Source organism: Bacillus sp. DJP31, from assembly GCF_049310945.1.
GTDB lineage: Bacteria > Bacillota > Bacilli > Bacillales > SA4 > Bacillus_BS.
This window is the reverse complement of sequence record NZ_JBMERO010000007.1, coordinates 81295-108002: the sequence shown is the minus strand read 5'-3', so window position 1 is coordinate 108002 and position 26708 is coordinate 81295. Positions and strand designations below refer to the sequence as shown.

Below are 26708 nucleotides of genomic sequence, written 5' to 3'. Positions count from 1 at the left end.
CCGAAAATCCCACTCTGTTTTTAGTTATATTTTAACGAAATAGAAGAAATTACTCAAATTTAATAGGTAGGCATCGATTTCGTGTCCTGTATCTCTAGAAGTTGCTCTTCCGTAACTAGCACATCACGCGGCTTGCTTCCTTTTTGCTGTGAAACAATTCCTTGATCCTCCATCATTTCAATGAGTCGTGCAGCACGATTATACCCAATTCTAAATCTTCGTTGCAGACTAGATGACGAGGCACCGCCGTGATCAATTACAAATTCACATGCTTCAACAAATAGGTCGTCTTCCTCTTGAATGAAAGCAGACTTTGAAATTAGTTCTTGTTGTTCAAATAAATATTCTGGCTTTTGCTGTGCTTTCACAAACTCAACTGCTGCTTCAATCTCTCCATCCGAAACAAAATTCCCTTGTAGTCGGACTGGTTTTGAAGAACCATTTTCGAGGAACAGCATGTCACCTTTACCGAGAAGTTTTTCAGCCCCACTTGAATCAACGATTGTCCGTGAATCAATTTGAGAAGATACAGAGAAAGCAATTCTAGTTGGAACGTTTGCCTTAATTAATCCTGTTATAACATCAACCGATGGACGCTGTGTCGCTAATAATAAATGAATTCCACATGCACGTGCTTTTTGAGCAATTCGACAGATATATTCTTCTACTTCACCTGGAGCAACCATCATTAAGTCAGCTAGCTCGTCAATGATAATGACTAGAAATGGCATTTCGCCTGATGGCTCGTTATGCTCTCGCACTAGCTCATTATACCGATTAATATCGCGCGCACCTGCATGAGCAAGTCGTTCATATCTTCGCTCCATTTCATCAACTGCCCATTTTAGCGCTGCCGTCGCTGCCTTTACATCCGTAATGACAGGACAGACTAAATGTGGAATATGATTATAAGGTGCTAGCTCTACCATCTTCGGATCGATAAGTAAAAGCTTGACTTCATGTGGAGAAGCTTTATAAAGCAAGCTTACAAGCATTGAATTAATACACACACTCTTCCCAGATCCTGTGGCTCCTGCAATTAGACCATGTGGCATCTTTTTTAAGTCTGTCACAATAGGATTTCCCGAAATGTCTAAACCTAGCGCGACAGTTAAAGGAGACGGATTAGCTCTAAATGCTTGACTATTAATAATCTCACTTAATAGAACAGGCTTACTAATCTTGTTAGGCACTTCAATACCAATTGTGTTCTTACCAGGAATGGGTGCCTCGATTCTAATATCTCTTGCTGAAAGTGAAAGCTTAATATCATCGGATAGATTGGTGATCTTATTCACCTTCACACCTGGCTCTGGGTGTACCTCAAATCGAGTGACAGAAGGTCCCTGTGTAACATTGACAACATTAGCTTTCACATTAAAGTTCTTAAGTGTAACATCTAACAATTCTCTTTGTTCAGCTAACCATTTGTTATCGGTCGTAACATCATGCTTTGGTACCGTTAAGAAGTGCAGTGGCGGAAATTGATAACTAGATGAATGTTTGACGATCTCTACTTTCTTTTCTTTTAGCTTTTCTCGATCCTGTTTTAACATGATGACATTAAAGGGAACGTGTTTTCTTGTTGAATTTCTTCTTTCTTCTTGATCCGGTATTTGATCTGCAACAAGAAGTTCTAAATTGTTTTGTGGTTCTGTTTCTTCTACATCAATGAATGAAATTTCATCTTCAAAAATATGACTTTCCACATCAATAAATGATTCCTCAACGTCTGAAATACGAATTTCTTCTTCAATAATCAGTTCGTCTTTAACCTCAGCATAGTTGGTCGTGTCCCTGTATACTTCTTCTTCAGTTAATGCTACTTCTATTATTTCTTCTTTAACAGATTCGTTTTCATATAAATTCTCATCGGAATGATCTTTTATAACATGGTAATAATCACTTAAGTCATCTTGAACCTTCTGATTATCTGGTTCATTGGTCACTATTTCAGCATGCAAGTCTTTTACAGGAGTTATCGTAAATGAAGACGTTATCTCAAACTCAATAATTTCTTGCTCTGTTTTCCGTTGATTATATCCGTGTATTGGAGAGGGAACCTCTGTAGCTTTAAAAGACTGTTTAGGTTTACTTGGCTCCACTTTTTTGGATGTATGTACTTGAACTTCCTTTTTCATCGGTTCTTCTTTTCTTCTTGGTTGCTTTCTTATTATCTGCTTCTCAACTTCATCATCCGAAATTAAAGGGAATCTAAAATTAGCTTTTGGGTATTGATAGGAAACACGGGCATTCATACGGTTCTCTTCTTTATGGATAGCTCCGAATGTATTAGCTTGGTTCACTTTCCCCTTCAATTGCCCTCTTTTTTCTACTTCAGTTGGAGCATCTCCAACTAAATACTTATAAATTTTCTTCACATTCTTAATCATGTAACCACTCTTTCAAAATCAAATTTCTATTCTTTATTCTATCAGTAAATGAGGGGTTTGGGGGAAGAAAATCGAAGAACGATACGAAAGGCATAGTCAAATAAAAAACCACTAGCGCTAGAACTAGTGGCTTTGGTTCTATTTATTTTGAAAATCCTTGTCCAACCTCATATTCATCCCCTAAAACAAGGATCCCTTTTTCCTGTGGAGCATCTGGTAGATCGAGTTCACGAGCGGAGCAAATCATACCAGATGAGGCTACTCCTCTTAGTTCTGCATCTTTAATGTGTAGTCCACTTGGCATAACTGCTCCTACTTTGGCTACTACAACCTTTTGACCTGCGTCCACGTTTGGAGCACCACAGACTATTTGGAGGACTTCGTTTCCAACATCCACCTTACAAACATTGAGTTTATCGGCATTAGGGTGTTTTTCTTTCTCGGTCACTAAACCAATTACAAACTTCGGTGAGAAGTCAACAATTAGTTCTTCATTGAAATCATTCTTCGTTAAGATTTCTTGGATGGTCTCTACAAGTTCTCTCGTCAACGTTACCATGCCAACTTCCTCAATCTTCATGTAAGTTGAGGCATTGAAAATGTTATACCCGATGGTTTCACTCGTTTCTTTATTTATAATACGGGCTACATCGCCTTTTCGTTCGAACGTCTTATTTTCTCGGTCAGCATCTTTTATAGTTACTAGAAATGTATCTCCTATGCCTTCAACATTATAAAATAGGTTCATATTAAACTAACCTCTTTTCGGTTTATTTTTTCCAAGGATAAAGATGGGCTCTAATTCTCCCTCGTTATACAAGAAAGACAAAGCAGTTATCGGAACTAATCCATTTGTGAAAAAGCTCATATTCATTTCGGATAAAATATCATAGCCTGTCTCGTTTCTAATATCTGCAATAATCAGAACGTCTTGATGAGGAAGAGCAATAGCCATCGTTCCTTCTATTTGTTTCTCATACTTATTTAGTAAGGATTCATTTAAAATCCGGCTCGCATCATATCCGTCATTTGAATTAAAGAAGTAGAAAATATTACCCGCTACAGTATCCTGCTTAACTTTTTCAGGAAGAGACCTCACATTAAATGTAGCAATTTGCATAATCTGCTCTTTTCTCCAACCTTGTTCACTCATCATATCTTCATCTAGTAATTTATATGTACTTCCAAGGTCAATAGCATAGTAGATCCGAGTCTCTGCCGTGTGATCTGTGGTAAGAAGCTTCTTTCCTTCCTGCGTTTTAGTCGGAAAGGAAGTAGATCGAATAACAGGAAATATTTCTTTTTCCTTACCCAAAAGTTGGTCGTCCCTTTTTAAAGCTAGTAACGACTCTTCTATGTAATAAATCACTTCATCAAGTGCTGCTTCCTTATGCTCTTCCCACTTATTTACAATTCCTGGGATTGATACAGTTACGCCCTTGCTTACCTTTATGTCGATGATTCTTAGCGTATCTTGTTTTAAATCATATTGAAAAGTCCAGTCTGGATTATTCAATCTTTCTTGTAGCAGGTTCTTCATTTTTGTACTCGTCATCTTCATTTCAAACACTCTTTTCTATAGGCTCTTTTCTAAAATATTGTTGTTTTTAGATAGTTTGTAAAAGCAACCCGTTGATATATAAGTTGATTGGAACGGATATGCTCGGGCTCCTTGCTAAGAGCAGCGAGACAGGTGAGACCTAGGCTTTTTCACGGTAGTGAAAATAGCCTTCTATTCCTTTGGGCTTAAGGAGGCTCACCGCCCTCCCCGGGGAATGGTGCATCCTGGAGTGGAAATCAATCACACATCTTATTAGTTAAATAGCAACAAAGTTTACGACAGAAGCCTTTCTATAAGGAAGACCCTTATAATTTATTTAAAAAACTCTCTATTTCTTCCTTTGTTTTACGATCTTTACTGACAAAACGATCTAATTCTTTTCCTGCGTTATAGGCGATAAAGCTAGGAATACCAAATACATCTAATTCAATACAAAGGTCAATGAATTGATCACGATCCACATAATAAAAAGTAAACGCTGAATAGGAATCTTCTATTTCAGGTAAAATCGGTTCAATCACTCGACAATCAGGGCACCAATCCGCTGAAAAAAGTAACACCGTTTTTCCGTTAATAATTTCTTTATATTGTTCAATCGATTCTAACTTTTTCATGTGTAGACCTCCTAAGTTTTCACTTTGACTTTCTATTATTATAAAGGTCATCGAAGTTCATTACAAAAATTTACTACTAAAAAAAGAAACCCTAGTTAGACTAGGGCTACTTCCTGACTGAGTTCGCAATTTGCATCATTTTCTCTGAAGTCTTGACCACATTGTTTTTCTTCGTTACAGTCGTCAGTTTTACTCCACCCACACCAACTGTTACTTCAAAAGATTTATCGTCTACTTCTAAAACTTGCACGAATCCAAATTGATCGTCCTTTTCAAACGTTTCGTTTAGCAAATAGTCTTGATCAGCTAAAGTGGATTCATATACAACCCTACTATCCTTTTTCTCAAGTGGGTTTATAAACAGTATGTATGCTTGCTTCCCCTCAGTTAATATTATATTATTCTCTTGCTTATCCTGATTTTTCTTTTCTTCCATCGAATCAGGCAGATAGAAAGAGAAACTCCCTTTATCTACATTTATTCCTTTTGACCCTGCGTCAAAAGCCTTGCTCACAGTGTCTTTCGTCTCAGTTACTACATCTTCTATTGATGAACATCCTACTAAAAGTAGCAATGTAAAAAGTATATATAAAAGTTTACTATCTTTCATGTCAATCCTCCTTCAGTCCTACACTCTTCTATAATAACCTTAATAAAAAACATGTGACAAGCCATAAAGCAGAAAATAGGCAAAAAAATTGTAAATAGGTCCGTTAGTAGACCTAGTTCTATCTTTGAAATAAAAATGTAGAGATCCTTCTAAAGAACTAGAGTGCGATCATTCCAAAGAGTTACTTATAAAATTCATATTGCCCTGAAAGTAGCTTTACTACATGCTCAAACATTTCTTTTCGATTTACTCTTCCGTTTGTAAAAATTCCAACTGCCCCTTCAAGCTGCCTAACATTTTTTATTTTCGCATATTCGTCCATAACCGGACCTAGCTCGTTACCTTTTCGAAGTGCGTCTGCAATTTCATCCGGAAGCCTAAGCCTAGCTCCACCAGCAACTGCCGAAAAACCACTCTGATCAACGAGTGCGCCCCAATTGCAAAGATACATTCCTGAAGACATTTCGACAACGCCACCTTCTAAGCCGATACCAATGTCCGAGTTTCCTGCCTTCATTGCATTATTTGCTCTGTTTACTGCACCCTTCATTGTCTCATCATCTGAAAAAGGCTGTTCTGAAACGTCAGATGGTACGGAAATACTGATTATTTCTGCTTTTTCAAAAACACTTCTAACAGCTTTTATCTTAGCAAAATTCTTTGAGCCTATAGTGATAATCATTCAATTTCTCTACTCCTAAAAAAGGGCCAATTTGGTCCATTTCCAATTTTATTTCCTCATAACTTATATGAAGTCTGCAAAATCTCTGTAAGACCTAAAAAGTTCTTTTTTTCAATTTGAAAAACCAAGTTTTAACCTGAATTCATGTGACTTTTCTAATAAAGAGTCAGTTTCTCTATTTACGAATGGTATAGACAGAGTACAGATAGTCTTTTATAAGACTAATTACCGTGATTTCACAATTTTATCAGCGATTATTTTGATATATCGACGATAATCTGGTTTTATCGGCTATTATTTGGTTTTATCAGCGATTATCGAGATTCATCAGCTTTAATCCATATTTATCCATAAAATAGGATCGAATTAACGATAACATGCATATTCATCCAGTTTTCTAATTCCCCTTAAAAAAGAGAAGCGAAAATCGCTTCTCTACCTCTACTTAACCGTTTTGACGAATTGAATCTACCGTTGCCTGGTCAGTAGATTTCACTAATTTTACAATCAGTTCCTTCGCTGCAGCATAGTCATCAACATGAACGATTGATGCATGTGTGTGGATATAGCGGGAGCAAATTCCAATAACCGCTGATGGAACACCTTCATTTGAAGTGTGAACACGTCCTGCGTCTGTTCCACCTTGGGAGATAAAGTATTGGTACGGGATATTGTTTGATTCAGCTGTGTCTAATAAGAACTCTCTCATGCCACGGTGAGTAATCATGGAGCGATCGTAAATTCGAAGGAGTGCTCCTTTTCCAAGCTGACCAAACGCTTGCTTATCGCCAGACATGTCGTTAGCAGGACTAGCATCCATTGCAAAGAAGATATCAGGTTTAATCATATTTGCTGCAGTTTGGGCCCCACGTAAACCAACTTCCTCTTGTACCGTTGCACCTGAGTAGAGAATATTTGGCAGCTTCTCATCCTTTAATTCTTTTAGCAATTCTATAGATAGCCCACAGCCATAACGGTTATCCCATGCTTTAGCTAAGACTTTCTTAGGATTAGCCATTGGTGTGAAAGGACAAATCGGAACAATTTGTTGTCCTGGTTTAATTCCAATTTCTAATGCATCCTCTTTGTTATCAGCACCGATGTCGATAAGCATATTTTTCATATCCATTGGCTTTGATCGTTGGGATTCTTCTAATAGATGTGGGGGGATCGAACCAATAACGCCTACAATTGGACCGCGATCTGTTATAACTTGAACTCTTTGTGCGAGTAGCACTTGGCTCCACCAACCACCAAGAGTTTGGAACCTGATCATACCATTTTCAGTAATAGAAGTAACCATAAATCCTACTTCATCCATGTGACCAGCAACCATTACAGTTGGGCCAGTTTCAAGTCCACGTTTCACCCCAAAGATTCCACCGAGGCGATCCTGCACAACCTCATCTGAATATTTCTCAAGTTCTGTCCGCATAAATTGGCGAACTGCATGCTCATTTCCAGGTGCACCAGGTAGCTCTGTTAAAGTTTTGAACATCTGCAATGTTTCATGATTCATTTACTTATCCCCCTTATGTAAAAACATTTCGAAAACCTAAATACTTCTGTTTCCATTTTACAGAATAAATAGTTTGCTTTCCAGTCAAACTTTCAAATCTTCATTAAAAGCATAAATTGATATATACTGTGTATAGTATAGTAAGATGTAATAGCCAATTGGAGGAGAGACAAAATGGGCTTACGTAAATTCCTATTAGGCATCGTTGTCGGGATTACTGGTACGTACATCGTGAATAAACTTTTGCCATCATCCAATATATCATCCGAGTATGCCTTGAAAATAGTCAAGCAAGAAATGAAAAAGCAGGGTGCCATTGATGGCTCATGGATACATATGGAGCCTGAGACATTTGTTCGTAACAGCATTACCTATCGTGTATATAGAGGCGGAATTTCACGCACAGCTGCAAACAAAACGGAACAATTTGAGTTTCTTGTTAATGCAGAAAACGGAACGATCCTAGATATTAATGAATCCACAATGTAACGCCCTACCATTCGTAGGGCGTTATTTCTTTCGATCAACAGCATCAGTTAATTTACCTGTCCCATCCCATTTTATAGCACGGTATATGGAATCATGATAAAACGTGAACCATGCATTCTCCTCAATTGCTTCTGCAATCCAATGCTGTTTCTCTTGGATAGATTTCATCGGATAATCATCATAGGCCATCACCCACAATACATTTTGATGGGCATGTGTTGGTAGCAAATCTGCCAGGTGAATAAGCTTTTCCCCTTGACTTTGAATTGTGATAATAGAATGTCCGTCACTATGTCCACCCGTATGAATCATCTTGATTTCTTCCGTTATTTGAATCTCTTTAGTGAAAGTCTCTATCTTTTGTTCAATATTCACCCAATTTTCTTTCCAATACGTATTTTTCGAACGAATATTAGGCTGTCTCATTTCATCCCATTCTGTTTGAGAAGCTATGATGGTAGCGTTTTCAAATGCAGGAACTAATTCTCCACCGCTCCATTTAGTGAGCCCACACGCATGATCAAAGTGTAAATGGGTCATTAATACAAGATCAATATCCTCTGTACTAAGTCCTAGTTTTTTAAGCGATACTTCTACAGTGGATTCTTCTGTTACCCCATAAATTCGTTTCATTTTATCTGTCATCTTATTAAATCCAATACCTGATTCAATCAAAATGTTTCTTTCTCCGTCTTGAATTAAGATTGGATCTGTTCGTAATTCGATCAAATTGTTCTCACTCACTGGATATTTTTTTGACCATAGAAGCTTTGGTACTACTCCAAACATCGCTCCTCCGTCAAGATGAGTAACACCACCGTTTAGCCATGTTAAGGTCAACTTTCCGAGCCGTAATGTTTCCATCCTAATCCCTCCTACCATATCTCTACTTCTTTATTAAAACAAAAAATCCTGCTAGTTGCAGGATTTATAATTGAAATTGAACTTCTGAACGGTAAATACGGTTCCCGATACTCGAAAACTTCTCTTCATATTCAGTCATAATATTGCCTTCAAACTCACTGTTATGCAGGTCTAAGCTAACATACTTTAATAAAAGCCCATATTCGGAAAAACTAGTTAATGAGTACTCAAATAAACCCTGATTATCCGTCTTAAAATGAATTTCTCCATTTTTCACCAAGATATTCTTATAAATATCTAAAAAGTGCTTATAGGTTAGTCTTCTCTTTAAATGTTTATTTTTTGGCCAAGGGTCAGAGAAATTTAAATAAACTCGGTCCACTTCACCATTTTCAAAAAAAGTGGATAGCTCCTCTGCATTTACGTTTAAGAGTTTGCAATTTGGAAGTGAATCCTCAATAATTCGGTCCAATGCCCCGACAATAACACTCACTTGCAATTCTATACCAATATAATTTACTTCAGGGTACAATTTCGCCATCCCCGTTATAAACTGTCCTTTTCCAGTACCAACTTCTATATGAATCGGATGATTATTATCAAAAATTTCATGCCATTTTCCTTTATAGTCAGATGGGTTCGGAATAACAACACTTGAATATTCAGCAAGCTTATCCTTCGCCCAAGGCTTGTGACGCAGACGCATCTTCACACTTCCTCTTCTACAAATATACGAACTAAACGATAGCATGAAAACAAGTGTTTTTGCAACTTGTATGAGTAATTTTACAATTATAGATAGTATTGGTTCTGGTTAAAGGAATTAGTGCTAATGAATTAGAAGACCTTTTTGGATGCTATTTTCCCAATACAATTTTTCAAAGTATTGTTGTATATTAGTCTAGTAATCTATTTCCAATAATTAAAATAAATGGAATGATGATCCAATGAAAACTAAATATCTTACATAGAAAAACAGTGCTGTAAGATATGTAAGTGGTTGATCCAATGGTGAAAGATGAATGCTTAAATATGGTTCTTGTTACTATATTGAAACAAGACACTTACACTGTCTAAATCTCTTTATCTTAGAGTTGAATTCTCCTGCATGAATTGCCTAATAACTTTTGAAAAAATTAATTCCTAATACTTCACAGCCTAAAATAATTAAGTGATCCTTAAAAGTTATTCAAACCTTAATTATTACTAAATGAAACAATTACTAACAAAAAAAGTGTAGTTATTCTCTACTATTTGAGAATAACTACACTTTTTTATTCATCAAAAAAATTTGGTTAACACTTTACTTAGTGAGATGGTCCGTATTAATTAAGTATAAAATGCTACGAACAACAAACCATAAACTAGAATCTATTTTAAAGGGAAGTGTTCATGTATGCCGTTAGATTTTCACAATCAACTTAGTGTATTGATGGATATTTTATCAAATCAACAAACGGACTGTTGCGGAACAGTCGCAGAATGTGAACAGCTCGAAAGGCTTGTAAAATCCCTTCTTGCAAACGAAAATATTAGTTCAGAAGCTAAAAATACTTTAATGGATGTGTATGAATATAGTCAAAGTGGAAAATACACACAGCATCTAGATGAGCATATTCTAAGCCATCAACAAAATCTATCAGGCTGGATTGAGGATATTCATCAGCTATCTTAACGAATTAAGGTAGTCAAATATCGTTTTGCATAGTGCTTTTGATCCAACAATTGTTTCTCATCAAACCACTGGATTGAGAGTAAGGTCTGATAAATTACATACCACTTCATTCGATTTTCTAAGTTATCGCTTAAATCAATTCCGTAATGGGCCAGCCAGTCACCCCACTCAGGTTCGGGTATATAAGAATAGAGCAGCATGCCAATATCTATTGCTGGATCAGCCACCATAGCCCCGTCCCAATCAATGAGGTATAACTGCTCCTCATGCGAGAAGAGCCAATTATTATGGTTTATATCACAATGACAAACGACATATTCCTGACATTCTATGATATCTAGGGTTCGTCGTAATACTTGTAATGAATCAAAGATGAGCTGGTCTTGCTCACTAGATTGATTGAAATAATGGGATTTCTCCATCTCGAACAACAGCTCCTCTGGCATAAGAGGGGCTTTTCCCAATCTCATCAGCATGTCCAATAACTCTTTTGAGGAGTGGATTTTGCTTAACAACTTGGCTATTTTCTCGCCTTTCATATCCGTTGATTTTAGCTCTCTTCCATCCAGCCAAAGCTGTGCCGTAATGACATCCCCGTTTTCAAGCCTTTTTGTCCATACAAGCTTTGGAACAATTCCTTCTGCTGATAATACAGCTATAAAGGGTGAGGAATTCCTTTTTAAGAATAATTTTTTATTATCATATTGTGCAAAATATGCCTCTCCTGTTGCGCCACCTGCGGGAGTTATTTCCCACTCTTTACCTAGTATATGTTCCAAACCATTCACCTTCAATTTGCTTTGTCTGTCATAAGTTGTTTAATGAATTATATTTTTTTGATTGTGAGTCAATTTCATAATCATAACTGCTTTTTTCAAATCACAGCTAGTTTCCTTATATTGAGAGTGACTATTTTTCAAAAATATTCCTGCTGAGTTTGCCTGTTGATTTCCTCTCCAGGATGCTCCCTTTCCGCGGAGTGGGCGGTGAGCCTCCTTTGCGCAAGGAATGGAAGACTATTTTCACTACCGTGAAAAAGCCTAGATCTCACCTGTCCCACTACTCTTAGCAAGGAGTCTAGCACCTTCCGATCCAATCAACATAGTGCCAAGATTAACAAAGATTACGAAAATGACCATTTCGACATTTGAGGAGGTACTCTTTTTTAAGGTTCTAAAACCCTTGAGCCCGTGGGGATCAGAATTATGAAATTCATTCATTTTACTAAATAAAAAAGATAGCAATTGATGCTATCTTTTTAAATTTTATATCCAAAAGGGAAATGACGTCAAGTAGATGATGATATTTTTCCCTTTGCAACTACAAGACAACTAATGGGTTGAATAATCAATTTCTTTGTCACGAGACGATATAAGGACTGAGCAGAAGCCTGTTGATGGTCGGCTAATACATTCCAACTATTTTTTTCATTTAAATCAATATGTGCTTCTTGGTTATTGTTATTAAATAAGATTAACACTTGGTTCCATGGGCCAAACTCCTCAACATTACTCAAATTATATGCTATGACCCCTTCATGACTGGAGAGGAAACCAACATGCTTTCTTATAAGTTCAGTAGTCGTAAATCGGAAAGCACCATGTGACTTTCGAAGTTGAATCAATCCTCTAATATACTGTACATCTTTATCGAATTTATTTTTTAGAGACCAGTCAAGCCAGTTAATTTCATCTGGAGAATTATAGCTATTTCCAATACCTTGTTTTGTTCGATAAAATTCTTGTCCACTATGCAAAAACGGGATTCCTTGTGAAAGAAGAACCATACACGTAGCCAACCGTTGTCGACTTTTCAAGGTCTGCTCATCCTCAAATCCATTACTTTGGTTAACTTTATCCCAAAATGTATGATTATCGTGAGACTCCACATAATTGATTGATAAACTAGGAGCTATGAAAGACGCCTTTCTCCCGTGTTCATGTGAGACACTGCCTGCTACTACATGTTTGACCTCTTCCATTCGGTTTGTACTTCCAAGGGTATATCCTCGATCATAAAGGTTAAACGTACTTCCTTTTACAAGATCCCGAAATCTGTCATTAAAATGAGCTATTCGAGGCATTTTTTCTGAATTTCTAGTTGTCGCTTTTTGATCGGTTGGTAAGGGTGTATTTAACTCCCAGCCTTCCCCGAGCATTAAGATGGAATCATCCACTTCATCTATTTTTCTTCGGATCTCATTCATGGTGGCTACATCTAAAATTCCCATTAAATCAAAACGGAATCCATCTACTTGAAAAAGATGAATCCAATATAAGACACACTCAACGATGAGTTTCCTTACCATTACACGCTCAGTAGCTAGGTCGTTTCCTACTCCTGTTCCATTCGAAGGCATTCCGTTCGAATTGTATCTAAAATAGTACCCAGGAACAATTTTCTCAAATGATGATTCTTCTTTAATATAAACATGGTTGAATACCACATCTAGGATCACCTTTAATCCTTTTGTGTGAATGTCTCTAATCATATTTTGTAGTTCAATTATTCTGTTATAGGGGTCTTTCGGATTAGAACAGTAACTACCTTCTGGAGCGAAAAAATGAAGAGGGTTGTACCCCCAATTATATTTCTCAAGAGGATTTTCTTCGTTAATGCCACCGAAATCATTGACAGGTAGTAATTCAATATGAGTTATTCCTAAGTCTACCAAATAATCAATACCAGTACTTTGGGTACTCTCCGTAAAACCTCTATACTTTCCTTTGTGTTGTACACCACTGTCAGGTTGAATGGTGAAATCACGGATATGTGTCTCATAAATGATTGCATCAGTTGGTTGACCTAGCTTTGGTAATAGTACTTTTGTATGTGGTTGGAGTTTATCCTGATTAACGACAAAACCTTGCTTACCATTGATCGAGACCGCTTTTGTATAAGGGTCTACTGCTTCTCTCCACACTCCGTTCACACAAACTAAATACGTAAACGAAGAGCCCTCACATTCACCCTCAACAGCTAATTCCCAAATCCCTTTTGGTTTCTGGTGCATTTGCAATTGGGTGACGTCTTTTTGACCTTGCTTCTGTAGTTTTAATTTCACCTCTTTTGCAGAAGGTGCCCATACTTTAAAAAGGGTTTGATAAGGGCTATAAGTAGCTCCTAAGTCATCACCATAATAGGCATAATGCTCATCAAACTCTTTGGTTCTAATGACAGCTCCAACTTGCAAATCAGTTTGTATAGTTCCTACCTGGACAAAGGCTTTCCATTCTATTTTAAGTAGGTTTTTCGTTTTACACTGATATTTATAGAAATGGACATGTTCCTCATATAAAATGGTATGTAATGGCTGGCTGTGTCCATTATGATCGATCAGTAAAAAAGCTTGGAGGGTTTCCCATGAACGATGCTTCGGTAACAAAATGGTGATAAGATCCATTTCATCTATATAAGCCTCAAATTCCCTTTGACTTTCGTTCCACACCTTTCATCCCTCCACATCCTAAAGAATTGCTCAAGTTACCTAGCTACTTTTGAAAGAAACACCATTCCCTTTTGTATTCTTTTATAGTAAGACTCGCACTTTTTATACTCGGTCCCATTCTGGACGCTTTACATAGGTTGTTTGACAATGCTGTAACAAAACCTTGGCTGCTTTTAACTGAACATGCTTAATTGGTGATGACGGCCTTCTAAGCGAAGAAAACCAAGCATCATAGTTTCGTTTATCAATGAGTTCTATATCAACTGGTACATACGGGTAATCGATGTAACCAGTTCGGTTTAACACTACTCTTCTAATGGGTAATTCAATGGAATGATTCTGATATATATTTCGAACAATTTTTTCCATTCGATTGGCTGCTAATAAAGGACTTAATATCTTTTTTTCATCATTCATATGCTTCTCGGTCCAAAATCGTTCTTTTGTTCCATAAAAAACGCTATCCTCTTTTCCTTCGAGTAAAGTAATACACCAGGTCTCAGTCGGACTAATCATGATCACCTCAAGCTCAATAGGTGCCTTTTGAATAAAGAATACAGGTTTATATAAAACGAGATAATTATCCGGGAATCTTTGAAGATAATACTTTAACTGGTCATCATTATATAATTCACGATCCACATAGGATTTGTCTCTTATGGTTGAGCTCGCCCAACTGATCTGAAATTCAATTAATTGATTCAGAAAACGGAGCTTTAACTCTTCTTCGTCTTTAGGTACATCCGTGAATTTATAGTCTAGTGGCAGACCATTGTCGTCCATATCATCTTCACTATTTTTTTCAAACGGGAATGGCTGGGCTTGATCCTCATTTATTTCTTCTCCCTCAAGATCCGATCCTTTTTGTTTCATCATATTTCTAAGCGTATGAAATCGTTGTTTCTTTTCAGGGATCAGTGGCTCATTGCTCCCCTCAGCAACCTCTAATAATCCTTCTTCCCAAAGTTTCTTGAGCTTATTCCAATGCTGCTTCTTTAAACGTATGTACTGAGTCGGATATCGATACATATTCATTTCGTATCTAGAGACAAAGTCGAGCAATTTAATAAGCTGTGCCACTATTTGTCACACTCCTTTTTTGCTGTAATAGTAAATGTGATCACTACTTAATGATCATCTATTTTAGTTTCCTGTATCCCTTCCCTTTACTTTTCAAGAGAGAATATGGATAAGGGCAGGTACTTTGGCGACCGGTCTAAATGAGTTTGATAAAGAACAACGTGGTTCACTTTAAACGAAAGTAGTTCTTGTTTCGGATGAATTAGCTCAGGTAACTCGTTGAAGGGAAAGGGTGATTCTGCTATCCATCGTCTAGCCAACGTCATATGTGGATGAAACGGTCTCGTCTCAAGATCAAACCCAACATTTTGACAGGCTTGAAAAACATCTCTCTGTAGCTTTTCAAGAAGTGGTTGTCTTTCCACACCACTCCAAAATATTCTTGGACTTTCAGAACTTCCAAAGGTGCCTAAACCCGATACTTGTAAACGAAACGAGTCATGCTCCTTCACTATACGTTTCATCTCGTTTTTTACATCTTGTATCTTTGGAAAAGATGCATCACCTAAAAACGCTAGTGTTAGATGATAATCATCAGGATGAACCCACGTTTTAAATGGAAGCTTTTCTTTCACTAACTCTATCCATTCAAAGTAAAGCAGCTTGATTTCTTGTGGTATGGGTACAGCTAGAAAATAATGTGTCTCGTTCAAACTCTCTACCACCTTTTAAGAGCATAATGTTCTTATTATTGTATATTTTACCAAACTTACTTGAAATAGTGATGGTAAATGATTCGATTGTCGAAACCGAATGTGGTAGCATGAGAGAAACTAAGGAGGTGGACCAAAATGAAGGTTGTAAACAACATTAGTGAACTTATTGGAGAAACACCGCTAGTCAAACTTCAAAAGCTTACTCCAAAGAACGTTGCAAGTATATATTTAAAGCTAGAAATGTTTAATCCAAGCAAAAGTGTTAAGGATCGTGCAGCCTTTAATATGATTATCCAAGCTGAAAAAAAGGGATTATTAAACAAGGGTTCTACCATTATTGAGCCGACAAGTGGGAACACAGGAATTGGGCTTGCTATGAATGCCGCAGCCAGGGGCTATAAATCGATCCTGGTCATGCCAGATACCATGACAAAAGAAAGAATTAACCTTCTGAAAGCTTATGGGGCAGAGGTCGTCCTGACTCCTGGCGAGGAAAAAATGCCTGGAGCTATTGCGAAAGCTAAAGAACTGGCTGCCAGTATTGAAAACAGCTACCTCCCTATGCAATTTGATAACGAAGCAAACCCTGATGCCCATAGGCAAACAACTGCACTTGAAATTATAGAAGCAATGAAACAGATTGGAAAACCACTTTCAGCCTTTGTGGCCACCTCTGGTACAGGGGGAACCATAACAGGAACTGGAGAAGTATTAAAGGAACAGTATCCCAATATATCCATTCATGTCGTGGAACCTGCAGGGTCACCTGTTTTATCAGGAGGAAAACCTGGAAAGCATAAGCTAGTTGGTACAAGCCCAGGATTTATACCAAGCATTCTAAATCAAGATGTCTATAACGAGATTATTAAAATTGAAGATGACCAAGCCTATGAAACTGTAAGAAGACTTGCAAGAGAAGAAGGGATATTAGTTGGTCCATCCTCTGGCGCAGCTTGTTTTGCAGCAATTGAGGTGGCGAAACGATTGACATCAGACGACGTGATTGTTTGTATTGCTTGTGATACTGGAGAACGATATTTATCAAGTGACTTGTTTGATTTTTAAAAGTAGCTCCTTGTGTGAGAGGTCACTGAAAAAGACACTTTTTTTAAAAAGTATGTATATTAAATCTACCTGTTGATTTCCGCTGCAGGATGCACCATTCCCCAGGGTTGGCGGTGAGCCTCCTCGGCTGGGGCCTAATCCTTGAGTCTCACCTGTGGCTTATGGCCCATTACCACGCTGTCTACGCTTAAAACCAAGTGTTACCACTTGCCCTCCAAGACTCGCTACGAGATGGCTAGTTCTTTCTCGACGGGAATCCCACCCGTTATATGTTACGACCTAGGCTCGGTCGCTCCACGAGTCTCGCATATCCGTTCCAATCAACATAGACTCCCTAAAATAATTTGTTTTTCGAGAATCACTACTTTTTCAGTGGTCTTTTGTCTGAAAGGATTTTTTTATTATGAAGTTTCTTGTGCATTGAAGAAGGGTTTTCTTTTAATATAATCAATTCTTGCAACGATTAATAACGTGACCATTCCTAGGCTAGTTAGTAATCCATAAAATAAATACACCTCTTGAATGGAGTACCACTGAAGAATAAGTCCCCCAACATATGTGCAAAACCAACTTCCTAATCCATTTCCTACTGCAGAGTAGATGGAAATCGCAGTAACATGGACTTCTTTCGGAGAGATATCTTTTACATATTGAAGAGCTGCGGGTATGAACAGACCAACTGAAAAGCCTTGAGCAATCGTCGTCGCATACACAAGGTATAGTGAAGGTTCAAAGTAATAAAAGATCCACCGAATAGCTGAAATAAGAGCTGCCATTAGTAGCACCTTCAACATACCAAGCTTCTGGATTATACGAAGTGCAAACTGCATAAAAGGTGCTTCACTCCCAGCAGCCAATAAAAACGCAATTCCAACACCTGTTAATGTCCCGCCAATATCAATGATAAACAAACCGAAATAGAAGTTATTAGCGTAGACGGGACCAAATACGAGAAAGGTAGTCATCAAAAACAAGAGAAACCTGGGTCTCTTTCCTAAGGCTGAAATTCCAGTAAAGATGTTTGTCCGAACCGACTGACTTTCTTGGGGTAACCTCCACGCAAAAAAAGTAGAGAGAAGTAGAACGAAAGCAAACAGGTAAAAGATAATGGATAGCCCGAAATATTCTGCTAATCTACCCGCTACGATTACAGCAATGGCAAAGCCTATTGCCCCCCAAAGTCGTAGGGACCCATAATTTCCCTTTACCTTATGAACATAGTTTAATGCAATACTGTCTGAGAGTGGGGTAATTGCACTTTGAGCCACCGCAATTAAGCTCGCCACGATAAATAAAGTGATGTAAGCACCTGACAACGAAAAAAGAAATGCCATCAAACTAGTTAAAACGATGGCAATGGTCAATAGCAGCTTTGGCTTCCCAGTCCAATCACTGAGTATCCCCCAAAGTGGTTGAACAATTATCATGACAACCGGACTTATGGACATAATTGTCCCAATCTGTGAGCCAGTTAATCCAATGTCCTTATCTAAATAAACCGTTAATAGTGGATATAAGGATCCGATTCCATAAAAAATTAGAAAATAAAACGTACAGAAATTCCACTTCGTATAGTCATGTTGTTTACTTTGCAAAGATAAATCCCTCTCTCTATTCTTGTTCTTTGTATGAAGACATAGTTTGTTCAGATTGTTTCCGCAGGATTTTAACTGTTCATACATTAGCATCAGTTGAGAACTGGCCTATATTACAAAAATCCCACCAGTCAGGCAATGGCGGGATTATTACTATTTCAGCTATAAAACAGAACTCAATTACTTTATCAATTCATATATTGCCTGTGCATAGATAGCTGTTGCCTTCACTAAATCATCTATTTCGATATATTCATCCTTTTGATGAGCAATGTCTGGTCTTCCTGGGAATAGAGGTCCAAATGCCACTCCAGCCTTCAGGGATCGTGCATAGGTTCCACCACCAATGGATAATAGTGTTGCCTCTTCACCTGTTTGTTCTGTATAAACACGCTGAAGCGTTTTGACTAAATCATGCTCTTTATCTACATGATGTGGCTTAGAATCCGAGATTGTCCCTATAGTGAATCCAAATTCGTTTGATTTAGTCTTGATCATGTCAATGCTCGTCTCAATCTGGTGTGTAACAGGATAGCGAATATTTAATCCGAATGTACCACCGTTTTCTACCTGATAGGCTAGTATTCCTACATTCATGGTCAAATCACCGGTAATGTCATCAGAGTTTGCAATCTCTAAAGATTCACCTCTAGAATCCTCAACTAAATATGTAGAAGCAAACTTCAAAAATTTAACCGCATTGTTATCAAACTCAAACCCTTGCAAAAACTCTACTAGCTTTGTTCCTGCATTAACACCGTTTCTAGGCTCCATTCCATGTGCAGAGATTCCGTTCACCTTTAACCAAACCGTATTTCCTTCAATCGAAAAGCTGCCTGTGAGCTTATTCTTACTTAAAAAATCTTCAAACAATGATGTCATTCTAGAAACACTGCCCTCTATGTTTGCTTCAGCCAGATCGGGAACCATGTTAAATCGTCTACCTGACGAAAATGAAAGGAGTCTGTATTCTGTGTCACTTTCTTCTGCAGAAATCTCCTGCTTTAATGTAACATCACATATTCCCTTTTCCGCATAAATAATCGGAAAGTCTGCATCAGGAGCAAACCCCATACCAGGCATTTCTTCATGCTTAAAATAATGCTCCACACAGCCCCAATTGCTCTCCTCGTCAGTTCCAATGATCATGCGTAAACGTTTGTTAGTTTTTAACCCAAGGTCCCTTACAATTTTCATAGCATAATAGGCGGCCATCGTTGGACCTTTGTCATCTAAAGCCCCTCTTGCAAAAATCTTTCCATCACGTATTTCTGCTGAAAAGGGAGTACTTGTCCATCCATCACCGGCTGGTACGACATCGATATGACACAAAACGCCTACAAGTTCCGAGCCAACTCCATACTCAATGTGACCTGCATATCCATCCACATTTTTAACCGTAAATCCATCTCGTGAACCCTGTTCTAGTAAAAATTCTAAAGCCTCTTGAATGCCTTTTCCAAAAGGAGCATGAGTATCCTTTGTATTTTCATCTAACACACTCTCAATTTGTAAAAATGACTGTGTATCCGATAAGAGGTCATCTTTTCTCTTCATTACTTCTTCTATCCAGTTGATTTGTTTCATTTTTTAACCATCTCCAATTCAAAACGAATTTTTTCATATGTATTGATAAGAAAACTAATTAACACTTTAAAGTTATAAACATAGCATAACAAAAATTGAAATATAAATGTGATGGACTTGGTATAAAAATTTAAACTGATTATCCCACTAGCTCAGAATAAGTAGTCGTGTTGGTGTTTTTCTTTAAGCTCTTTCTCTAAAAAGTGGTCAAGCAACCCTTAAATAAATGAGTTGATTGGAACAGTTGGTGCTAGGGCACCTGCTTAGAGCAGTGGGACAGGTGAGACTCAACGCAAGGCGTTCTCTCGGCCGAGGAAGCTCACCGCCCACCCCGGGGAATGATGCATCCTCTCGTTACAATCAACCCCTATTCTAAAAAGCAACAAAGTTTTTCGAAAACAGATTTTCTATAGAAAATCCCAAATAGACACAGACTTGACCTTTTCTTAAAAACAATTGGTGTCGGAGAATTTCGTTCTGAGTTAAACGGATAATCTTAAAATTTAATAATTACGAGTTATAAAGTTACCAAATAAAGTAGGAAATACTGAGTCAATTAGATTTAAACTAAAATCCTATCTAGTAAGCAACAGTATTACAAAAATATAGCAGGAAAACCATCGAAATTTGTAGAATTAGTCATATGCACTTACATGGAATTCATATATTACTTCAAAAAGGAAAAAAATGTAGTGTAGTATAAAACTATTGTAAAAATTATGTAAATTAACTGCCGAAAGTAGGTTAATACCTTTTTGTTGGTGTAAAATAGGTTTAGGGATTGCACGTGTCTGACATGTTTGTTGTAACACTTAATACAAAAAACATTAAGGAGTGGTTTTTTGAAGCCTTCAACTTCCCGCATGCTTAATCGAATCAAATCAGTTTATATGTATATTAGTGAAAGAGGTACGGTGACGACAGATCAGCTCGTCGATGAGTTTGGAATAACCCAACGCACCATACAAAGGGATCTAAATGTGCTAGAATATAACAATTTGGTCGCAAGCCCAAGCCGCGGTAAATGGACAATCACTGCTAAGAAAGTGAAGTTGACTTCGTAAAACACCCTAGGGTATACAAAAATGGAACATACATATTTAAAGGAAGGACTAAAGTCCCTCCTTTTTTTCTATTTTATAAAGTATTACCTTCTCTTAACTCTTCAACTTCTTCTTCAGATAGCTCTCGATACTCTCCAAGCTCTAATGTCTCATCTAGCGGTAATGGCCCCATTTTAATTCGCTGTAAATAAATTACCTTCTTCCCTACCGCTTCAAACATTCGTTTCACTTGATGATATTTACCCTCAGTAATAATAAGTTCAATTTTTGAAGTGGGACCTGACTCAACAATGGTCAAAATTCCAGGCTTCGTCATATACCCGTCGTCAAGTTCTACCCCTCGGGCAAAGGCTTCGATGTCATCATCCGTCACAACATCATTAATATGTGCAAAATACGTTTTTGGCACATGCTTCTTTGGTGAAAGTAGCTGATGAGCTAGCTGGCCGTCGTTTGTAATGAGCAATAATCCTTCTGTATCCTTGTCCAATCGTCCTACCGGAAATGGATCAAATATCGAGTCTTCCTTCTGAAGTAAATCAATAACCGTTTGATCGTACTTGTCTTCGGTAGCCGAAATAACGCCCTGTGGTTTATTCATCATTAAATAAATAAATTCCTTATACTCCACTTGCTCTCCGTTTACAGTAACAAGCTGTTGTTCAGGGTTAACATTTGATTTAGCTTCTTTCACTATTTCTTCATTAACACGAACAAGCCCTTTTTTTAATAACAGTTTTACTTCCTTACGGGTACCAAATCCCATATTTGCGAGCATCTTATCAATACGCATTTTATGTCCACCTAACTATTTTCATGATAATAGGCGAATGCCTCTCTCCACATTCGCCCCTGTGCCATAGACTGTTGTATTCGTATAATAAACCAAAGGAGAGGTCATTATGTATCAAATGTATCCGATGAATTCATTCGACCAAAGACAACAACCGGAAGGCTATTTCTTCCCAGGGTTTCCAGGTTACCCAGGTGGAGGCGGCGGGAATACGAATCAACGTTTAGATCGCTTAGAGCGCCAAGTTCAAAGATTAAATAACAAAGTAGATCGTCTGGACCGTCGTGTTGACCGTATTGAACGCAGATTAGGTATTGGTCAAGATCAAAACTACTAAATTAGACAATAAGAGGCGATGGATTTATCCATTCGCCTTTTCTCTTTTTAAAACAGAGAACCTAGTACCTAATAATCTACCTGCTAAGCCAGAACGATAGCTTAAGTATAAATAAATACCTGCACCCATGATAACGCCTACTAAAGATAAGGTAACTGCTTGCCAGCGTCCATCCGAGTATACGATTAGTGGTGACAGAGCCCATAATGCTATCAGAATACCAATCATCATCATTATGGAGAATATTAACATTAAAACTGACCTTTTCATAAAAATCTTATAAGAAAATTTAGCATGACGTTTAATCATCGCCAAGCTATACATGACGGCACCTAAGAAGCCTATTCCTGTAGCAAGAATGGAGCCTAAACCTTCAAACCATGTAATAAGAGGAACATTTAAAACTATCTTTAAGAGAAGTCCAAAACAAAGACTTATCACAGCTAGCTTTTGCTTATGAATGCCTTGTAAAATGGCTGCCGTAATCGTAAACAAAGCAAAAAGGATCGCAACTGGTGCATACCATGCAAGTAGATAACTTCCCTGCGAATCAACTTTATAAAACATTGCATAAAGTTCATCACTCAATACAGCAATTCCAATTACAGCCGGAAGCGTTAAAAAGAAGACCACTTGAAATGACTGATTGATCTGAGTGTGTAATAGGGATCGATTACGATCAGTGAAAGCCATAGTAATAGCTGGGACTAAGGTTAATCCAAATGCTGTTGCTAAGGAGACTGGGATCATGATGAGTTTTGGAATCGTAAATTGAATCATAGAAAGAACAAATTCCGATTCTTTCTTAGTATTCCCAATAGACATCATTGCTTTATTAAATGTTAGTGTGTCGACAAGTTGGTGAATGGGAATGGCTAAACCAACCAATACGAATGGACCGGCGTATGTCAGGAGTTCTTTGATCATTTCTTTTGAGGAAAATTCATTTTGAACTAGACTTTTTTCAAGTAATTGATTTAAACCTTCTCTACGCTTTTTCCAAAACCACGCCATTACAGCTAATCCACCTAAAGCACCGATAAAGGCCGCAAATGTTGCATAACCAACTGCAACTGATAGTTCTCCTTTTGTCACTTTTAATATGATATAAACAGAGCCTAATAGAAAGATGATTCGCACTAACTGTTCCACAACCTGGGAAATGGCTGTGGGTTCCATAGATTGATTTCCTTGGAAAAATCCTCTGATAATACTCATTGCAGGAACAACTAACAAGGCAAAACTAACCATTCTAATAACATTTGTCACATCTTCTACGCTATTTAATAAATCTTTTCCATCAAGGATAATATTTGCAAGAACTGGAGCTAGAAGATAAAGCAAGGTGAATGAGATTAATCCCGTTACTAGCATAAGTTTCATACCTAAACCAAATAACCTTCTGCTTGTTTGGTAATCACCTAAGGCATTATATTTTGAAACGAATTTTGAAACAGCCATGGGCACACCAATAGTAGATATGCTCAGAAAGATTGTATATGGAATATAACCGTATCCATATAAAGCTGAGCCTTGCTCACCGACTAATGCAAAAAACGGAAAAACATAGATCATCCCTAAAACTCTCGATATATATGTACCTAGTGTTAATATAAATGTCCCTCTTAATAAATTTGAGTTTGACATACTGATCCTCCAAAACTTATAAAACGAATGAAGTTATTTTACCATAGAATCTTTATAAATGTGAGTTAATCACTACCACCCAGCAACTGGCTGGCGGTTTAAGCTAATATGAGGAAGTAGTAAATAAGGAGTGTTCTCTGTCATACTTTGAAAGTTTGTTGACGTGATTGCCATTGAAAAGGTCTCGTATGCATCAGGCTCAAGCAACAGTTTACCTGCATGCTTAAATTGAAAAACAAGAGCAAACTCTTTGTTTTCTAATCGAAAGCAAAAAATATACGCATCAATGGATGATTCGAATAGCCAAGTATAATCATAGCTTTCGATTTTCTCTTGTACGATATCTTGTAATTCAGGCACGCAAAGAATTAAAATGGATTCGTCTTGGTCTTCTGTCCATCCCGCATCAAGAGGATAAAAACCCTCATTTATCGTTGGCATGTATTGACTCATATAATCACACTCCAACCTTTATAATAGAGAATAAATGGCTGTTAGCCAAGTTGGAGTCTTATTTTTCTTTTTTATCTAAACATGCTATCCTTTCTATAGTGAAAATATGTGGGGGATTTTGTATGAATTTTGATGTAATCGTCATTGGTGGGGGGCCTTCTGGTTTAATGGCTGCCATAGCCGCAGGTGAAACAAGTAGCAAGGTTTTACTCCTTGACAAAGGAAATAAACTAGGTAGAAAGCTAGCCATTTCAGGTGGGGGACGTTGTAATGTAACAAATCGTTTACCAGTTGATGAAATTATAAAACATATTCCCGGAAACGGACGTTTTCTATTTAGTGCTTTTTCCATTTTTAACAATGAAGATATTATCCGTTTTTTTGAAGGATTAGGTATACAGCTAAAAGAGGAAGATCATGGTCGGATGTTTCCGGTAACAGATAAAGCACAATCTGTTGTCGATGCCTTACTTGGACAATTAGAAAAGCTAAAGGTAACCATTTGGACGAATACTTCTGTAGACACGATAGATTTCCAAGAAGGAGAAACAAAGGCAGTGAAGCTAATGAATGGACAGGTTCTAGAGTGCCAACATGTCGTCATTGCTGTCGGTGGAAAATCAGTTCCACATACAGGGTCAACTGGTGATGGGTACGCTTGGGTGGAAAAAGCGGGTCACACAGTAACAGACCTTTATCCAACCGAGGTCCCGCTGACCTCTACTGAACCATTTATCATGGAAAAAACCTTACAAGGTTTGTCGCTCAGAGATGTAGCACTAAGTGTCATTAATCCTAAGGGTAAAACTGTCAAAACTCATAAAATGGACATGATTTTCACCCACTTTGGCATTTCCGGCCCCGCTGTTCTGCGTTGTAGTCAATATGTAGTGAAGGAACAGAAAAAGGCAAACACGAGAAGAATTGAAATGAGAATTGACGCTGTACCAAACCAATCTGAGGAGTCTTTATTCCAAGAGGTTGTGAATCTACTTAAGGAAGATCCAAACAAGGCGTTGAAAAATGTCTTAAAAGGACTCGTACCAGAACGTTATTTATTATTTCTTTTACAGCAAAATGAATTAGATGAACAAGTAACGTTTCATCATATTCCACACGACAAACTAAGATCCTTTGTAAAAAGTTGTAAACAGTTGTCCTTCTTTGTCGATGGTACATTATCCATAGAAAAAGCGTTTGTTACAGGTGGAGGCATTTCCGTTAAAGAAATCAATCCTAAGGAAATGTCCTCGAAATTGGTTAATGGACTCTACTTCTGTGGGGAAATCCTTGATATTCATGGCTATACTGGTGGATATAACATTACAGCGGCACTTGTTACAGGCCGATTAGCTGGAATGACAGCTGGGAAGAATGCGATGGCGGAGAAAAATTATTAAAAGAATTTTTGCCCCTTTTCCATTCAACTGATGGATTAGGTCTAAGGTACTTCTGACAATTTCGGGTTGAAATGAAACACTATATTCTATAACAGATGGTATATTAAACAAAAAACTCGTCCATTATGGCGAGTTTTTTTGGATGATCTAAATCTCTATTGCTTAGTCATATCTATTTTCTTTGTAGTTCCACTTCTCCTATTCCCTTAAAAATTAATCTTAACACTTTAGAATTGTTATAAGAAGTTATTGGGAAATTTGTTGAAATAGTTGTTTCTTTATTTTTCGTGCTAATACTAAAATAAATAGGTTGCACCTTATAAGAGTGTGTTCAAAAAGAGTTACTGGAAAAGTCAATCATCAACAATAGACATCGCCTATAAAATTAGCTTTTAGAGGATGTTCAAAAAGTCCGGCAAAAATAGCTTCGAATTTCTTCGTCAGTTCGTCTTTTCCGCTCCTCACGTATACAAAACATACGCGCAGGTAGCTCAAGACTTCGCTTCCTTGAACTTCTTTGCTCTTTTTGTCCTCCTTTTTGAACAGGCTCTTTTATTCGAATAATTCGTTTTAATTTAAAAAAAGACAGCTGTGGATGAATTACCCAATTACTGTCTTTTAGATATGTTTGTATAAGAGGGTGTTCAAAAAGTCCGGCAAAAATAGCTTCAAATTTCTTCGTCAGCTCGTCTCTCCGCTCCTCACGTATACAAAACATACGCTCCGGTGCTCAAGACTTCGCTTCCTCGAACTTCTTTGCTCTTTTTGTCCTCCTTTTTGAACAGACTCTATAAGGATAAAATTCTAACTTAGGAAGGTAGTTCTGTGTCGCCTTCCCACTCAAGCATACCGCCAACCATGTTGACGCATTTATAACCTTGCTCCTGTAAATAATGGCAGACATTTTCACTTCTTCTACCGGAACGGCAAATAAAAATGTATTCCTTATCTTGGTTGAGTTCTTCCATTCTAGATGGTATTTCTCCCATTGGAATATGTTTGGCCCCGGGTACAATTCCGTTTATCACTTCCTCGTGTTCACGAACATCAATTAGCTCTAAATTTTCATTCTTTGCTAATTTTCCCTGTAATTCAGCTGTAGTGATGATTTTGATTTCTTGTTCCATTGTTACAACACCCTCCCATACATTCTTTCTTCTATCATCCATTCTACTG

26 protein-coding genes are annotated in these 26708 nt (G+C 37.5%); 6 read left to right on the top strand and 20 right to left on the bottom strand.

The annotated features are described in order from the left end of the window. Positions 1–59 precede the first annotated feature (59 nt). The 7 genes from ACOI1C_RS08975 to ACOI1C_RS08945 form a co-directional block, all read right to left on the bottom strand. On the bottom strand, positions 60–2393 hold the full coding sequence (locus ACOI1C_RS08975) for a DNA translocase FtsK (protein WP_422510054.1): 2334 nt from the start codon (positions 2391–2393) through the stop codon (positions 60–62). Between the two features lie 142 nt (positions 2394–2535). Next, the gene (ytpR, locus tag ACOI1C_RS08970; RefSeq protein ID WP_422510052.1) at positions 2536–3141 is read right to left on the bottom strand and encodes a YtpR family tRNA-binding protein; all 606 of its coding nucleotides are present in this window, start codon (positions 3139–3141) and stop codon (positions 2536–2538) included. A 6-nt stretch (positions 3142–3147) separates the two neighbouring features. Next, positions 3148–3954: a DUF1444 domain-containing protein gene (locus ACOI1C_RS08965; RefSeq protein WP_422510050.1), complete on the bottom strand. Its 807-nt coding sequence runs from the start codon at positions 3952–3954 to the stop codon at positions 3148–3150. A gap of 305 nt (positions 3955–4259) precedes the next feature. Beyond that, positions 4260–4568 (bottom strand): thioredoxin family protein, encoded by a 309-nt coding sequence (locus ACOI1C_RS08960; RefSeq protein WP_422510048.1) that lies wholly within the window; start codon positions 4566–4568, stop codon positions 4260–4262. A 106-nt stretch (positions 4569–4674) separates the two neighbouring features. Then, the gene (locus ACOI1C_RS08955) at positions 4675–5178 is read right to left on the bottom strand and encodes a hypothetical protein (RefSeq protein ID WP_422510046.1); all 504 of its coding nucleotides are present in this window, start codon (positions 5176–5178) and stop codon (positions 4675–4677) included. Positions 5179–5359: 181 nt separating this feature from the next. Beyond that, positions 5360–5860, bottom strand: coding sequence for a DUF84 family protein (locus ACOI1C_RS08950; protein ID WP_422510044.1), 501 nt, complete (start codon positions 5858–5860; stop codon positions 5360–5362). A gap of 445 nt (positions 5861–6305) precedes the next feature. Further along, entirely contained in the window at positions 6306–7379 is a 1074-nt protein-coding gene (locus ACOI1C_RS08945; RefSeq protein ID WP_422510042.1) for a M42 family metallopeptidase, read from the bottom strand. 174 nt (positions 7380–7553) lie between these two features. Here ACOI1C_RS08945 and ACOI1C_RS08940 point away from each other — a divergent pair, with 174 nt between their 5' ends. Then, the gene (locus ACOI1C_RS08940; protein ID WP_422510040.1) at positions 7554–7868 is read left to right on the top strand and encodes a PepSY domain-containing protein; all 315 of its coding nucleotides are present in this window, start codon (positions 7554–7556) and stop codon (positions 7866–7868) included. Between the two features lie 21 nt (positions 7869–7889). Here ACOI1C_RS08940 and ACOI1C_RS08935 read toward each other — a convergent pair whose 3' ends face one another. Together ACOI1C_RS08935 and trmB are read right to left on the bottom strand one after the other, a co-directional pair. Beyond that, positions 7890–8732: a YtnP family quorum-quenching lactonase gene (locus tag ACOI1C_RS08935; RefSeq protein WP_422510038.1), complete on the bottom strand. Its 843-nt coding sequence runs from the start codon at positions 8730–8732 to the stop codon at positions 7890–7892. Between the two features lie 64 nt (positions 8733–8796). Continuing rightward, entirely contained in the window at positions 8797–9438 is a 642-nt protein-coding gene (gene trmB, locus ACOI1C_RS08930) for a tRNA (guanosine(46)-N7)-methyltransferase TrmB (RefSeq protein ID WP_422510036.1), read from the bottom strand. Positions 9439–10128: 690 nt separating this feature from the next. On the opposite strand from trmB, the gene ACOI1C_RS08925 reads away from it, so the two are divergent. Further along, complete coding sequence (locus tag ACOI1C_RS08925; RefSeq protein ID WP_422510034.1) at positions 10129–10407, top strand: YtzH-like family protein; 279 nt, start codon at positions 10129–10131, stop codon at positions 10405–10407. Here the strand turns inward: ACOI1C_RS08925 and ACOI1C_RS08920 are convergent. The 4 genes from ACOI1C_RS08920 to thpR all read right to left on the bottom strand — a co-directional run bounded on the left by ACOI1C_RS08920 (position 10404) and on the right by thpR (position 15588). Next, a complete protein-coding gene (locus ACOI1C_RS08920; RefSeq protein ID WP_422510032.1) occupies positions 10404–11186 on the bottom strand; it encodes a phosphotransferase in 783 nt (260 codons plus the stop codon). The genes ACOI1C_RS08925 and ACOI1C_RS08920 overlap by 4 nt on opposite strands. 509 nt (positions 11187–11695) lie before the next feature. After that, on the bottom strand, positions 11696–13855 hold the full coding sequence (gene pulA, locus ACOI1C_RS08915) for a type I pullulanase (RefSeq protein WP_422510030.1): 2160 nt from the start codon (positions 13853–13855) through the stop codon (positions 11696–11698). Between the two features lie 102 nt (positions 13856–13957). Then, a complete protein-coding gene (locus ACOI1C_RS08910) occupies positions 13958–14935 on the bottom strand; it encodes a nuclease-related domain-containing protein (protein WP_422510028.1) in 978 nt (325 codons plus the stop codon). 86 nt (positions 14936–15021) lie between these two features. Continuing rightward, complete coding sequence (gene thpR, locus ACOI1C_RS08905) at positions 15022–15588, bottom strand: RNA 2',3'-cyclic phosphodiesterase (protein ID WP_422510026.1); 567 nt, start codon at positions 15586–15588, stop codon at positions 15022–15024. A gap of 138 nt (positions 15589–15726) precedes the next feature. Between thpR and cysK the strand changes: the two genes are divergently transcribed. Further along, on the top strand, positions 15727–16656 hold the full coding sequence (cysK, locus tag ACOI1C_RS08900) for a cysteine synthase A (RefSeq protein ID WP_422510024.1): 930 nt from the start codon (positions 15727–15729) through the stop codon (positions 16654–16656). A 401-nt stretch (positions 16657–17057) separates the two neighbouring features. Here cysK and ACOI1C_RS08895 read toward each other — a convergent pair whose 3' ends face one another. After that, positions 17058–18251: an MFS transporter gene (locus ACOI1C_RS08895; protein ID WP_422510022.1), complete on the bottom strand. Its 1194-nt coding sequence runs from the start codon at positions 18249–18251 to the stop codon at positions 17058–17060. A gap of 180 nt (positions 18252–18431) precedes the next feature. Continuing rightward, positions 18432–19838 (bottom strand): dipeptidase PepV, encoded by a 1407-nt coding sequence (pepV, locus tag ACOI1C_RS08890; RefSeq protein ID WP_422510020.1) that lies wholly within the window; start codon positions 19836–19838, stop codon positions 18432–18434. Positions 19839–20680: 842 nt separating this feature from the next. Here pepV and ACOI1C_RS08885 point away from each other — a divergent pair. Continuing rightward, complete coding sequence (locus tag ACOI1C_RS08885; protein WP_422510018.1) at positions 20681–20902, top strand: DeoR family transcriptional regulator; 222 nt, start codon at positions 20681–20683, stop codon at positions 20900–20902. A gap of 73 nt (positions 20903–20975) precedes the next feature. Here the strand turns inward: ACOI1C_RS08885 and ACOI1C_RS08880 are convergent, their stop codons facing one another. Then, positions 20976–21695 carry a pseudouridine synthase gene (locus ACOI1C_RS08880; RefSeq protein WP_422510016.1) on the bottom strand — a complete coding sequence of 240 codons (720 nt, stop codon included), beginning with the start codon at positions 21693–21695 and terminating at the stop codon, positions 20976–20978. A 109-nt stretch (positions 21696–21804) separates the two neighbouring features. Between ACOI1C_RS08880 and ACOI1C_RS08875 the strand changes: the two genes are divergently transcribed. Beyond that, on the top strand, positions 21805–22032 hold the full coding sequence (locus tag ACOI1C_RS08875) for a hypothetical protein (RefSeq protein WP_422510014.1): 228 nt from the start codon (positions 21805–21807) through the stop codon (positions 22030–22032). A 24-nt stretch (positions 22033–22056) separates the two neighbouring features. On the opposite strand, the gene ACOI1C_RS08870 is transcribed toward ACOI1C_RS08875, so the two are convergent. Beyond that, entirely contained in the window at positions 22057–23679 is a 1623-nt protein-coding gene (locus ACOI1C_RS08870) for a putative polysaccharide biosynthesis protein (RefSeq protein ID WP_422510012.1), read from the bottom strand. A 72-nt stretch (positions 23680–23751) separates the two neighbouring features. Further along, positions 23752–24132 (bottom strand): hypothetical protein, encoded by a 381-nt coding sequence (locus ACOI1C_RS08865; protein WP_422510010.1) that lies wholly within the window; start codon positions 24130–24132, stop codon positions 23752–23754. Between the two features lie 122 nt (positions 24133–24254). Between ACOI1C_RS08865 and ACOI1C_RS08860 the strand changes: the two genes are divergently transcribed. Beyond that, positions 24255–25532 (top strand): NAD(P)/FAD-dependent oxidoreductase, encoded by a 1278-nt coding sequence (locus ACOI1C_RS08860; RefSeq protein ID WP_422510008.1) that lies wholly within the window; start codon positions 24255–24257, stop codon positions 25530–25532. Between the two features lie 403 nt (positions 25533–25935). Here ACOI1C_RS08860 and ACOI1C_RS08855 read toward each other — a convergent pair whose 3' ends face one another. After that, complete coding sequence (locus tag ACOI1C_RS08855) at positions 25936–26250, bottom strand: hypothetical protein (RefSeq protein ID WP_422510006.1); 315 nt, start codon at positions 26248–26250, stop codon at positions 25936–25938. 91 nt (positions 26251–26341) lie between these two features. After that, complete coding sequence (locus ACOI1C_RS08850) at positions 26342–26701, bottom strand: rhodanese-like domain-containing protein (protein ID WP_422510004.1); 360 nt, start codon at positions 26699–26701, stop codon at positions 26342–26344. Positions 26702–26708 lie beyond the last annotated feature (7 nt).

Coding starts and splice junctions, on each gene's coding strand:
- ACOI1C_RS08870 (WP_422510012.1), bottom strand. CDS start 23,679: ATGTCAAACTCAAATTTATTAAGAGGGACATTTATATTAACACTAGGT.
- ACOI1C_RS08880 (WP_422510016.1), bottom strand. CDS start 21,695: ATGCGTATTGATAAGATGCTCGCAAATATGGGATTTGGTACCCGTAAG.
- ACOI1C_RS08945 (WP_422510042.1), bottom strand. CDS start 7,379: ATGAATCATGAAACATTGCAGATGTTCAAAACTTTAACAGAGCTACCT.
- ACOI1C_RS08960 (WP_422510048.1), bottom strand. CDS start 4,568: ATGAAAAAGTTAGAATCGATTGAACAATATAAAGAAATTATTAACGGA.
- ACOI1C_RS08965 (WP_422510050.1), bottom strand. CDS start 3,954: ATGAAGATGACGAGTACAAAAATGAAGAACCTGCTACAAGAAAGATTG.
- trmB (WP_422510036.1), bottom strand. CDS start 9,438: ATGCGTCTGCGTCACAAGCCTTGGGCGAAGGATAAGCTTGCTGAATAT.
- ACOI1C_RS08865 (WP_422510010.1), bottom strand. CDS start 24,132: ATGAGTCAATACATGCCAACGATAAATGAGGGTTTTTATCCTCTTGAT.
- ACOI1C_RS08955 (WP_422510046.1), bottom strand. CDS start 5,178: ATGAAAGATAGTAAACTTTTATATATACTTTTTACATTGCTACTTTTA.
- ACOI1C_RS08855 (WP_422510006.1), bottom strand. CDS start 26,250: ATGTTTTGTATACGTGAGGAGCGGAGAGACGAGCTGACGAAGAAATTT.
- ACOI1C_RS08860 (WP_422510008.1), top strand. CDS start 24,255: ATGAATTTTGATGTAATCGTCATTGGTGGGGGGCCTTCTGGTTTAATG.
- pepV (WP_422510020.1), bottom strand. CDS start 19,838: ATGAAACAAATCAACTGGATAGAAGAAGTAATGAAGAGAAAAGATGAC.
- ACOI1C_RS08925 (WP_422510034.1), top strand. CDS start 10,129: ATGCCGTTAGATTTTCACAATCAACTTAGTGTATTGATGGATATTTTA.
- ACOI1C_RS08975 (WP_422510054.1), bottom strand. CDS start 2,393: ATGATTAAGAATGTGAAGAAAATTTATAAGTATTTAGTTGGAGATGCT.
- cysK (WP_422510024.1), top strand. CDS start 15,727: ATGAAGGTTGTAAACAACATTAGTGAACTTATTGGAGAAACACCGCTA.
- ACOI1C_RS08940 (WP_422510040.1), top strand. CDS start 7,554: ATGGGCTTACGTAAATTCCTATTAGGCATCGTTGTCGGGATTACTGGT.
- ACOI1C_RS08935 (WP_422510038.1), bottom strand. CDS start 8,732: ATGGAAACATTACGGCTCGGAAAGTTGACCTTAACATGGCTAAACGGT.
- ACOI1C_RS08875 (WP_422510014.1), top strand. CDS start 21,805: ATGTATCAAATGTATCCGATGAATTCATTCGACCAAAGACAACAACCG.
- ACOI1C_RS08850 (WP_422510004.1), bottom strand. CDS start 26,701: ATGGATGATAGAAGAAAGAATGTATGGGAGGGTGTTGTAACAATGGAA.
- ytpR (WP_422510052.1), bottom strand. CDS start 3,141: ATGAACCTATTTTATAATGTTGAAGGCATAGGAGATACATTTCTAGTA.
- ACOI1C_RS08950 (WP_422510044.1), bottom strand. CDS start 5,860: ATGATTATCACTATAGGCTCAAAGAATTTTGCTAAGATAAAAGCTGTT.